6 protein-coding genes are annotated in these 3,276 nt (G+C 29.6%); 3 read left to right on the top strand and 3 right to left on the bottom strand.

From position 1 onward, the window contains the following. Positions 1–105: 105 nt before the first annotated feature. Entirely contained in the window at positions 106–351 is a 246-nt protein-coding gene (locus tag WC356_07670; protein MFA5383020.1) for a hypothetical protein, read from the bottom strand. Positions 352–469: 118 nt separating this feature from the next. Between WC356_07670 and WC356_07665 the strand changes: the two genes are divergently transcribed. From WC356_07665 to WC356_07655, 3 genes are all read left to right on the top strand, one after another. Then, positions 470–673: a hypothetical protein gene (locus tag WC356_07665; GenBank protein ID MFA5383019.1), complete on the top strand. Its 204-nt coding sequence runs from the start codon at positions 470–472 to the stop codon at positions 671–673. A 181-nt stretch (positions 674–854) separates the two neighbouring features. Beyond that, complete coding sequence (locus WC356_07660; GenBank protein MFA5383018.1) at positions 855–1,565, top strand: DNA alkylation repair protein; 711 nt, start codon at positions 855–857, stop codon at positions 1,563–1,565. Next, positions 1,562–1,873, top strand: coding sequence for a DUF1801 domain-containing protein (locus WC356_07655; protein MFA5383017.1), 312 nt, complete (start codon positions 1,562–1,564; stop codon positions 1,871–1,873). Before WC356_07660 ends, WC356_07655 begins: the two co-directional genes overlap by 4 nt. A gap of 12 nt (positions 1,874–1,885) precedes the next feature. On the opposite strand, the gene WC356_07650 is transcribed toward WC356_07655, so the two are convergent. Beyond that, positions 1,886–2,935: an ankyrin repeat domain-containing protein gene (locus WC356_07650; protein MFA5383016.1), complete on the bottom strand. Its 1,050-nt coding sequence runs from the start codon at positions 2,933–2,935 to the stop codon at positions 1,886–1,888. 37 nt (positions 2,936–2,972) lie between these two features. Further along, a partial coding sequence (locus WC356_07645; GenBank protein ID MFA5383015.1) for a hypothetical protein occupies positions 2,973–3,276 on the bottom strand: 304 nt, incomplete at its 5' end.

The following is a 3,276-nucleotide window of genomic DNA, read 5'->3' as shown; positions in this document are numbered from 1 at the left end:
GAATAAGCATGCCCCTCCCCCCATGCAGTGGCAATCTGATTTTACATATTCATTTATATTGGGGTTCGAATAGTTTTTTTGCTAAGTAAAAAAAGAGAATAATATTTATTCTATTTTAGGAACTTCTTTCATTATTTCATCATATAATTTCAAACAAAAATCACTTGGACAATTCTCTTTAACACAATGTTCTCTCATTTGATGTTCACTGAGACCTATTTTTGTTTTTATCTTCATAAATTCGGCCTTTCTTTTGTCATACTCTTCAGGGTCTCTACAATTATTTACAAATTGTTTGAATTTTTTATCAAGTTCAATACTAATATTTTTTAATTCTGCACATCTTTTCATATATTATTTAATAATTACTTATTTATATATATTTTTCTTGTAATTCATACCTTTATGTTTTTTCAAAACGAAACATATAAATACTATGGAAACAATAAATAAGTAGAGTGGATGAAAAATGACAATTCAAATGTGTATGTGGGCAAAGAGTTCCACAAATATGAAAACAATGAAGGGAGAACTTCCAGAATCTTGTGTGAAAAAAGGTTGTAAAGGATTTTTTAAAGAGGGAGTTAAACCTGATTGTGAAGATTATATGCCTGTACCTAAAAGTTTGGAAAAGGAATTTAAAGATCATTTTGGAAAATTAATTTTAGAATAATAACATAAAAGAGAATTAGGCTGGCCCATTTGGACCAGCGGTGGCGTTTTTTTTAACGGCTTAAGGCCGTCACTCGGAGTGGAGCTATCAACTAATATTTAGAGCGAGAACATTTAAAAAGATATGTCTGAGTTCTATATTATTATATCTTCTGTTAGAAATAATTTATAGAGGTAAAAATATGAATTCAATTTTAATTCCATTACGTAAAGAGCTTCAGAGCAATTCTGACGAAAAGCTTAAAGAAAGTTCAAAACGTTTCTTTAAAGAGAAAATCAAAGTTTATGGTATGAAAACCTCATTATGTAGTCAAATTTCTAAAAAGTATTATTCAGAAGTAAAAGACAAAACAAAAAAAGAAATTTTTGAATTGTGTGAAGAGTTATTTAAGTCCGGGTACATGGAAGAATCATTTATAGCATGTAACTGGTCCTATAACGTCCACAAACAATTTGAAGAAAAAGATATTTTTGTATTTGAAAAGTGGATAGAAAATTATGTTACAAATTGGGCTACTTGTGATACTTTATGTAATCATACTATTGGAGAATTTATGGAAATGTATCCCAAACAAGTTTCAATTTTAAAAAAATGGGCAAAATCTAAAAACATGTGGATGCGCCGTGCAGCGGCAGTTTCATTAATAGTTCCTGCGAAGAGAGGTCTTTTCTTCAAGGAAGCGTTAGAAATAGCAGACATTTTAATGATGGACAAGGAAGATTTAGTACAAAAGGGTTATGGTTGGTTACTCAAAGAAGAGAGTAGAACAAAACAAAAAGACATTTTCAATTATGTAATTAAAAACAAAAAAGTTATGCCCCGAACGGCCTTAAGATATGCAATTGAGAAAATGCCACAAGAATTAAGAAAAAAGGCAATGGTGAAAGAATGAACAAAATTGATGAATACATTTCAAAACAAAAAAGTTCACAAAAGGAAATTTGTATTAAGTTAAAGAAAATAATATTGAAGAATTACCCCGATTCAAGTGAAGATATGAAATGGGGTGTTCCCTCTTACCTTGATGGGAAATGTTACTTTGTAGCATTGAAAGATCATGTCAATTTAGGTTTTTCTATTAAGAATTTATCAAAGGAACAAATTGAAAAGTTGAAAGGAAGTGGTAAAACAATGCGTGTTTTGGAATTTAAATCATTAGAAAAAATAAATGAAAAGGAAATACTTTCATTTTTAAAATAATAAAAATAAAAATTAATTTACACTTTTAGATTTAGATTCACGTAATGCTGCTGTTATTTCTATATAATTTTTTTCATTGGCAATACTAAAGGCCGTATAACCTTCATTATCTTTAACTTCTAACTTAGCACCTTTCTCTATTAACAATTTGGTCATTTTAATTTTGTATTCGTTAACTGCCAATATCAGAGCAGTCCTGCCTTTTTTATCTTGAAGATTTAAATTTGCGCCTTTTCCTATTAACAATTCAGTTATTTGAATATTACTTTTATTAACTGCCCACATGAGAGTAGTTTTACCTTCATTATCTTGAATATCTAACTTAGCACCTTTTTCTATTAACAAATCTGTTATTTGAATATTTTCTACTTCAACTATCCAACAGGGGGGAGCAGTTGTTTTCCATTTTTCTACTCTAACTGCACGCATGAGAGCGGTTTTACCTTCACAATCTCGAACATCTAAATTCGCACCTTTTTCTATTAACATTTTGGCTATTTCTGTATTACCGTTACTAAAAACTGCAGCCCACGTGAGAGCAGTCCAGCCATCTTTATCTTGTAGATTTAAATCTGCACTGTTCTCTATTAATAATTTGGTTATTTCAATATTGTTTTTCAGAACTGCTAACAAGAGAACAGTTCTACCTTCACTGTCTTGAATATCTAATTTAGCACCATGTTCTATTAATAATTTGGTTATTTCAATATTATCTTTACCTATAGTTTTCGTAAGAGCAGTCCAACCATATCTATCTTGAATATCTAAATCCGCGCTGTTTTTTATTAACAATTTGGCTATTTCAATATTGTTTTCATTAACTGCCCACATGAGAGGAGTCCTGTCTAAGTCTCCTTGTGTATTAACATCCGCTCCTAATTTTAATAACTCCTTTACATCTTCAATTTTGTTTTCTTGAACTGCTATTAATAATTTTTTACTTAACAACTTTATTTCATTTTTCTCAAGTGCATTTTCATATTTATCTTTAATTCCTTGAGCATCAAATTTTCCGTTTTTTGATTGATCTTTTTTTTCAATTGAAATATTACTATTTACCATAACACATATTGGAAATAAAACAAGTTTATATACTTTTTTATCTGAACGGCCTCATATTTCTTCTTAAAAGTTTATTGTCCACATAAGGTGACAATTCAATTTCTTTCAATATTCTTTCAACATCTCTAACATCCATTAAGGCCCTAAGATCTACATCAATTAGAATGGCCGGGTATGTATATTTATCATTTATACCGCACAAGCTCATCATCTCTTCATTTTTAGGAGTGAAATATTCAATTCTAACGGGCCTATCATATTTACCTGCTTTCAAATATATTACTTTAATTTCCTCTGAGTATGGAATTAAATCTTTTAGAATTTGATTGGTTTTAGCGTCT

This window comes from Candidatus Micrarchaeia archaeon (genome assembly GCA_041653315.1).
In the GTDB taxonomy this organism is placed as follows: domain Archaea; phylum Micrarchaeota; class Micrarchaeia; order Anstonellales; family JAHKLY01; genus JAHKLY01.
Note: the sequence above shows the minus strand (reverse complement) of the source record. Positions and strands in the feature narration are given on the sequence as shown.